The organism is Streptomyces sp. NPDC059679 (assembly GCF_042734105.1).
Lineage (GTDB): Bacteria > Actinomycetota > Actinomycetes > Streptomycetales > Streptomycetaceae > Streptomyces.
Window position 1 is genome coordinate 146,265 of record NZ_JBHWES010000024.1, and the last position, 6,986, is coordinate 153,250.

The window sequence follows — 6,986 nt, forward strand, 5'->3', positions numbered from 1 at the left end:
CGATCTCGGTCCACTTGTCGGGGTCGCCGTCGTACCGGAAGATCCGGCCGTCCTGCGGGCTGGTGGCGAACAATCCCGCCCCGCCTGTGTAGATCTTGGCGGCCGGCCCACCGATACGCCTCCAGTGACCTTTCCCGTCTTTGATGCCCAAGCGGTTGGGGAAGTCGGGGACCCATTGCATGACAGCGTCGTGGTTGGGGGTGATGGCATAGAGATGATCGTCCGCGGTGACCGATACCAGGCCGGCCTTCGAATCCCCAGACGCCGGCGCGGACGGGGGCGCGGGTGCCGGGCCGTCGACGATGTTCTTGTAGCAGCGGGGTGTAGCTGCTTGTGGGGTGGCTGGCGAGCATCGTGGCCTTGAGATTGCCGTCGTCGAACTTGGCCGTGGGGACGCCTCGCCTGCTCTCGGCGTAGTAGCTGAAGGTGCCCCGTGCCTGGTCAATCCAGCGGTCGAAGATGATCACGTGTGCCGGAGAGTTGAGGATGTCACCTGGCTTCAGCTGCTCCTGCGGGATCGTGACGGTGATCGGTCGTGAGTTCGACCCCGCCGTATCCGGGGCAAGGGCCGTGGTGTTGCGGCTGGTCGGCAGTTGCCAGGCCATGGAGACGTATCCGGAGCAGTCCTGCCGGTACGGGCCTCTGGTCTCGAGGTCGAACCAGGAGTCCCATTCGTCCGCCTCTACTCCCTTGGAGGTGTAGGGGATCTGTTTGTCGGCCCAGACCTGGGCGCGCTTGATGACCTGGTCGCGGGTGACCTGCCCGCCGGGGGCAGCGTTGCTCCCGAGTGTGCCGGTGGACGTCGCCGGGCGGTCGATGTCGTCTGAGGGGGTGCTTTCGGAGTGAGCGGGGGCGGCGAAGACGGTGGCGGCAAGCGCGGCTCCGAGCAGGCCGGTAATGCCGCGCAGCAGGCGTGTGCGCGTTCGGGGCAAGGCTGTCTCCTCGTTCAGGAAGGGCTGGGAATCGGTGCGGGACACGGGGCGGCGTTCAGCGACTGGCGGCCGGGCGGCCGAGGCGTTCGGCGAGGGCGTCGAGCACGGCTCGGTCGGTGGCCGCAGCGTCAGTGGCATTCGGGGCGTGGGCCGGTTCGGTGACCTGGAGCACGGTGAGGGCGGTCCCGTGCCAGGCGCTGTAGATGCGATTGGTCTGCTTGCCGTAGGCGGACAGGCCCGCGACAGCCGTCCACTGGCGCGACCAGGCCCGGCCCGAGGCGGTGCTCGCGGTGTCGGTGACGGCGGCGTCGGCGCGGGTGTGGTGCTTGGCCTGGAGGGCGCGCGAGGCGCGCCGGCAGGAGCCCATGGCTGCTGCCACCGCGCGCTGGGCGGTCCGGGCCTGGGCCGTGGTGCGGAAGGTGAAGGTGTCCTGGATGGCGAAGACGTCGTGGGTGCCGGTGTAGGCCTGCTGGCGCCAGCTTGCTGCCCCGTGCACCAGCGCGCACTCGTTGAGCTGGATGTCCTGAGCCGTCTTCTGCGCCCGTGACGCGGCGGCCGGCTTCCATGCCCGGGCGGCCGCATCGGGCAGTTGCCTGGCCGGGAGCTCGGCCGGGCGCGCCGAAGGCTTCGCCGGGCCGGCCGGGTGCGGACGGGCCGGGTGCGGGCCGGCCGCGGCGGTGCTGCAGCCGGCGAGGGCGAGTACGGCAGCTGCGGCGGCCAGGCGGATACCTCCCGCGCTGCGCAAGGAGCGGGACAGGTGGGTGAGGTTCACATCGGTCTCCCAGGTCATGCGGTGGAGACACCCACGCTGGGAGCTGATGTCATTGGCCATCTAGCCATCTGCGTGACCCGGCGGACAAAGAGCACAACGCCGCAGGTCAGCCAGAGAGCCGCGAGCGTTGTCCGCGGACAACCGGGGGGAGAGAAACCAAATGGGCAGAGCCGGACGACCGCAAGGCGCTCCGAGGGGCGCCACCGAACAGGCCAATGCGCTGGCGAATTTCCTGCGCCAGCTCACCGACGGCATCACCGTGCGGGAGCTGGGACGCCGCTACAAAATGAGCAAGACCAGCTGGAGCGAGTACCGTTCCGGCACCAAGGTCATCCCCTGGCACCGGCTGCAACAGGTCATCAAGGACTACATCCGCGATGACGGCACCCGGCAACGGGCGCTTGCCACGGCCGAACGTCTCCACCGCGAGGCCATCGCCGCCGAAAACAGCCGCCGCCCCCAGCCCGCTCCCTCTCAACAGACCTCGGCTCAGGCGCGGGCCGAGGCCGATCTGAAGACGTCGGCCACGCTCGTCCAGGCCCTCGAGCGCATCGTCGCCACGCTGCAGGCCCAGCTGCCCACCGCACAGGAGAGCGAGGCGGGGCAGGACCATCAGACCGCCACGCAAGGAACCGCCAGAACGCCGGAGCACACGCGGCAGCACCTGCGCAAAGCTCAGGAACGGCTGGACCGGGTCCGGCAGGTCCACGCCGCAGCGCAAGAAGCCGCGACCGCAGCATCCATGCCTCCCGCAGCGCAGGACCGGCCCGGGGACGCCGCCCACCAGCCGGACGGCGACGCCCCCCGGACCAGCGCACTGTTACCCGCCCCCCGGCCCCAACTGGACATCCTGCTCGCCCAGGTGCACAACGACCTGCAGGAGCAGCACCGGCAAGTGGCCAGGCTATGGGAGCAGGTGGCCCCACCCGGCCCGGTCCTTGTCCGCGGCGAGGTCCTCGACCGCGCGGACAATCCCTCCACCAGCACCGCAACCGGTACCGCAACAACGCTCGCACCCCCCGCCGCAGGCTGCGCACAAGCATGGTCGCCCTGACCGCTGTCGCAGCCACAGCCGCCGCAGCAGCCGGTACCGCGCTCTACCTCGACCGGGACCCAGCACACCGCAACACCGCATCACACGACCCGTCGGTCCCCGCCCCCTCCGCCACGGCCCCGGCCACCGTCACCCCCACTCCCGCCCCGCACACCTCCCCCTCCCGCCGCCACACCAGGCCCGGTCCCGGCAACGACAGCGCCGGGCCGCTGCCCCCTACCAAGCAGCCCAGCGCCCCGAGCCGGCCGCCAGTCACCGCCAAGGGCCCGGTCTACGCCGTCGCCCTCGACCAGAGCAAGGTCTCACGGTGGACCGGCAAGGGCACCTCCTGGGCCGAGATCGGCACCGAAGCAGGCAAGGTCTACGCCGGCGAGGCCGGCGTGTTCGCCACCAACCCCATTGACGGCCGAATCTTCCGCTACGACGGCACCCCCGGCGCCTGGACCGAGATCGGCTCCGCAGGAGCCGACTTCGCAATCAGCGGCCGCACCCTGTACGGGCTCTCCCCCAGCCGTGACGCCGTCACACGCTACGACCGCCCCGGCACCTGGACGGGCATCGGCGGCCCTGCCCGGGACATCTACGCAGGAGGCGCCGGCCTGTTCGCCACCAGACCCGCCAACGGCGACCTCATGCAGTACAACGGCACCCCCGGCTCCTGGACCCGCATCGGCGGCCCCGGCCACACCTTCGCAGTCGGCCCCCACACCGTCTACGGCCTTTCTCCCGACCGCAGCGAAGTATGGCAGTGGACCGGGAAGGACGACGTATGGACCAAGATCGGAGGCCCCGCAGACACCATTTACGCGGGCGGTGCCGGCCTGTTCAAGACCGACCCCGACACCGGCCGGATCTACCGGTACGACGGCGACCCCGGCAAGTGGACCGGCATCGGCGGCCCCGGCGCCATGTTCGCCGTGGACGACCACCACCTCTACCGGCTCTCCACCGACCGCCGCTCCATGTGGCGCTGGACCGGCCACGGCGACACCTGGAAGCGCATAGGCGGCCCCGCCAGCACCCTCACCGCAACTGACTGAAGCCCAGGTGCCTTCCCTCGCGATGTCCGCGCCAGCGCAGCAAAACCGCGGAGGCCAGACACGCGAGCACATTCCAGCGTCGCGATGACAGGGCCGCACGGTCCGGTTCGCCGACCAGCCCCGGCGCCAACCGGTCGCGGCGTCCTCAGGTGTGAAGCTGCCGGGTCATGGCGTAGAGCGGCGGTGCGCCATCGAAGGGGACGGTTTCACCGATGATCCGATAACCCCACTGTTCATAGAGGGCGACGACCTTGCCGTGTGCGACGTGGACGAGCAGGGTGACGCGCTCTTCGGGCCGGTCGGAGATCAGGGCGTCGTGGATGCGGCGGGCGGTGCCGGTGCCGCGCCAGGGCTTGCGGACGTTGAGTTCGGAGAGGGCGAAGGTTCGGGTGCCGGTCTCGCGGGTGAATGCTTCGTCTGGTTGCGGGTCGACGTTTCGCCACCAGGTGGTGGCTGGGCTGAGCGGGGCGCCGTAGGCGAAGCCGACCGGTTCGATGCTGTCGTATCCGATGAGGCAGGCGAAGCCGATCCGAGCGGTCCAGTGGTCAAGGAACGGAGCGAACGCCTCGCGGGTGGCGAGCGGGTCGTCGAGTTCGGCGTACACCTCGTCGTGGATGTCGAGGAGGAGTTCGCGGTCCTGGCTGGTGTAGGGGCGCAGGTCGGGCACGAGGGTCACGGGTGTCCTCCGGCGTGCTGGGCTGCGGTCGCGGTCACGTGGTTCAGGCGCCTGCTGATGCGGCTGCTGGTGATGGTGGAGTCCTGGGCCCCGCTGGCGGTGGTGGCGGCCTGCTCGGCGTGGCCCTGGGCGAGCTGGAGCTCAGCGAGCAGCACCGTGTAGTAGGCCCGGTTGCGGGTGAAGCGGGGAGCGAGCAGGCCAAGGGTCTGGCTGGCGTGCTGCTCGGCTCGGGCGTACTGTCCTGCGCTCTGGTGGGCGATAGCGCCCAGGCCCGACAGTTCTGCAGGGGTGAGGAAGGCGAGCCAGCTCGCGGCGCCGGCGGGGTCGGCGCGGTCGTAGACGCGTTCGGCGGCGGCCAGTTGGCGGCCCATGCCCGTACGGTCGCCGGTCTGGGCGAGATAGTCGGCGAGCCGGGCGTGCAGGAGCGAGGTGATCAGCGGCTGCTCCCGCAGATGACGTTCGGCCAGGGCGGCGCGGTTGATGCGGGCGGCCTCGGCGGGGCGGCCGGCGTGGTCGGCCTGGGCGGCGAGATCGGACCAGGCGCGGGTGACGGAGACGGGATCACGGGCCAGAAGCGCGGCCTGGAGTGCGGTGTTGCGCAGATGTGCGGCTTGTTCGTGGTGGCCGCAGTCGTGAGCCGACCAGCCTGCGCACGCGGCGACGTCGGCCACGGCTCGGTGCAGTTCCCGCTCCACCCGCTCGCCGTACGCGCAGTGGTCCAGGGCGTGCTGCAGACGGGTCAGGTAGTCGGTGGCCACGTCGATCACAGCGCCGCCGCCCAAGCCGTTGAAATGGGCGTCCAGCCGGGTGATGGTGCGCTGGATGCGGGCGACGTCGCTCACGCCGAGGCGCCCTCGGCGGGGCAGCTGGTCGACGCCGAGGGCGGCCGCGAGCGAGGCGGCGATGAAGGAACGGCGCTGAACCGGCTCCACCCGCTCCTTCCGCGCGTTCGGCGCAGGCACGCTGCGCCGGGCTGCCTGCGGGAGCGCCGAGGAGGCGCCGCGCGGCACGAACCCCATCTGCTGCGGGGTCCGGCCGAAGATCTCCGTCAAGGGTCGCAGGTACGCCGGCCAGGGCCAGCGGACCTCGCCGGAGACCCAGCGACGTACGTGCCGGTCCGTGCACCGGCCCGACCTCCCGAACAGGTCGGCGGCGACTCGGTTCACCTCTTCAGCCAGGTCCTCGTGACTGAAGCCGTACTCGGCCAGCAGGCCCTCGAGCACCGTGTTCCGTTGCCGGACTGTTGTTGCAGCCATCGCCGGGCCCCCTACTGATTCGGCGTGCGGCGACGGTAGCCGCACCAAGCCCCGCCTGACAGGTAAAACCGTCCGGTGCCTTGATGAGTTACTGCCCCTTTGTGTCCTGAGCCCACCTATGTCTGCTGCGGTTGTCTGGAGTGCCCGACACAACCCCCTTACGCCGGAGGCTCGCGTGCCCCAAGAGGCCGGCCCTTGGTCCGCACTGTTCGAACCGGATGACGAAACCCGCGACTCGTGGAGTTCGGCCCCGCACTCCACCGTCCTGGTCGACAGCGGCCTGGAGTGGGACACGGCCCAGATCGACACCCGCACCATCCAGCGGACATACCAGGCGGTCCTGTGGGGATCGGGCCCCCTGACGGCCGAGAAACGCACGCAGCTCGGTGACCTCCTCCGAGGCCACATCCAGCTGCTCCTGCCCGAAGTCGCCGTGTACGAGCCCCGGATACGGGGCGAGTACCAGCGCACCACCGCGCACATCATGACCCGTACTCGCCGCCTGCTCGCGAAAGAGAACACGGACGTCTGGGATCTCGCGGTGCAGTGCCGGGCCCTGCTCACCGTCTACCTGCACCCCGGCCCTCTCGAGCCGGCGCGGGACACTGCCACAGAAAGCCGACCATGACCAGCACGGCAGCAGCGCAGCCCCGCAGAACCGGATACCCGGGCTACACCCTGAAAGGACGCCGCGCCCCGGAGACGGCGGAGGAAGGCCGCTGTCTGGCGCGCGTGGCGCTGGCCGCGTGGGGCCTCGCCGCCGAGGCGGAGACCGCCGCGCTGATCATGTCCGAACTCGTCGCGAACGCCGCCCGGCACGCCCGCGGCCACACGATCCGCATGACCGTCAACCGCCCGGCAGGCAACCAGGTGTACGTCGCCGTGATCGACAAAGATCCCCTCAAGGTCCCCACGATGCTTACCCCCGGCCCGGACGCCGTCCAAGGCCGCGGGCTCCTCCTGGTCGACGCCCTCTCCCACCAGTGGGGCTGGGCGTACATGGGCACCGGCACACGGCCATGGGGCAAGCGCGTGTGGGCGACGCTGGCGGTGACCCCGTGAGGCTCCACAAGTCGGTGACTGACCGGGGCCCGGTTACCGAGAACGTGCTCCTGGTGCTCGTCACCGCTTCGCTCGTTACCGCTCTGCTGCTCGCGGCCGCGAGCACATAGCCTGCACAGACTCGCCCGACGTTCTCCCCCGTGGGCGCGGGCGACCGAGCCCCCAGCTGGCGCCCCGGCTGGGGGCTCCGAGCC

Annotated in this window: 8 protein-coding genes; 4 read left to right on the forward strand and 4 right to left on the reverse strand. The window is 70.7% G+C overall.

The genetic code is table 11. The features are described 5' to 3' along the window. Together ACFV2X_RS25430 and ACFV2X_RS25435 are read right to left on the reverse strand one after the other, a co-directional pair. Positions 1-181: hypothetical protein (locus ACFV2X_RS25430; RefSeq protein ID WP_385620330.1), on the reverse strand; the 181-nt coding region annotated here is incomplete at its 3' end. An 806-nt stretch (positions 182-987) separates the two neighbouring features. After that, complete coding sequence (locus tag ACFV2X_RS25435) at positions 988-1,722, reverse strand: hypothetical protein (protein WP_385620333.1); 735 nt, start codon at positions 1,720-1,722, stop codon at positions 988-990. A gap of 142 nt (positions 1,723-1,864) precedes the next feature. On the opposite strand from ACFV2X_RS25435, the gene ACFV2X_RS25440 reads away from it, so the two are divergent. Next, positions 1,865-2,758, forward strand: coding sequence for a hypothetical protein (locus ACFV2X_RS25440; RefSeq protein ID WP_385620335.1), 894 nt, complete (start codon positions 1,865-1,867; stop codon positions 2,756-2,758). Beyond that, entirely contained in the window at positions 2,746-3,798 is a 1,053-nt protein-coding gene (locus tag ACFV2X_RS25445; protein WP_385620336.1) for a hypothetical protein, read from the forward strand. Before ACFV2X_RS25440 ends, ACFV2X_RS25445 begins: the two co-directional genes overlap by 13 nt. A gap of 145 nt (positions 3,799-3,943) precedes the next feature. Here ACFV2X_RS25445 and ACFV2X_RS25450 read toward each other — a convergent pair whose 3' ends face one another. Together ACFV2X_RS25450 and ACFV2X_RS25455 are read right to left on the reverse strand one after the other, a co-directional pair. Continuing rightward, a complete protein-coding gene (locus ACFV2X_RS25450; RefSeq protein ID WP_385620338.1) occupies positions 3,944-4,474 on the reverse strand; it encodes a GNAT family N-acetyltransferase in 531 nt (176 codons plus the stop codon). Continuing rightward, positions 4,471-5,730, reverse strand: a complete 1,260-nt coding sequence (locus ACFV2X_RS25455) for a transcriptional regulator (RefSeq protein WP_385620341.1) — start codon at positions 5,728-5,730, stop codon at positions 4,471-4,473. The genes ACFV2X_RS25450 and ACFV2X_RS25455 overlap by 4 nt, the downstream gene beginning before the upstream one ends. A gap of 175 nt (positions 5,731-5,905) precedes the next feature. Here ACFV2X_RS25455 and ACFV2X_RS25460 point away from each other — a divergent pair, with 175 nt between their 5' ends. Then, a complete protein-coding gene (locus ACFV2X_RS25460) occupies positions 5,906-6,358 on the forward strand; it encodes a hypothetical protein (RefSeq protein WP_385620343.1) in 453 nt (150 codons plus the stop codon). Continuing rightward, positions 6,355-6,792, forward strand: coding sequence for an ATP-binding protein (locus ACFV2X_RS25465; RefSeq protein WP_385620346.1), 438 nt, complete (start codon positions 6,355-6,357; stop codon positions 6,790-6,792). The genes ACFV2X_RS25460 and ACFV2X_RS25465 overlap by 4 nt, the downstream gene beginning before the upstream one ends. The last annotated feature ends 194 nt before the right edge of the window (positions 6,793-6,986 follow it).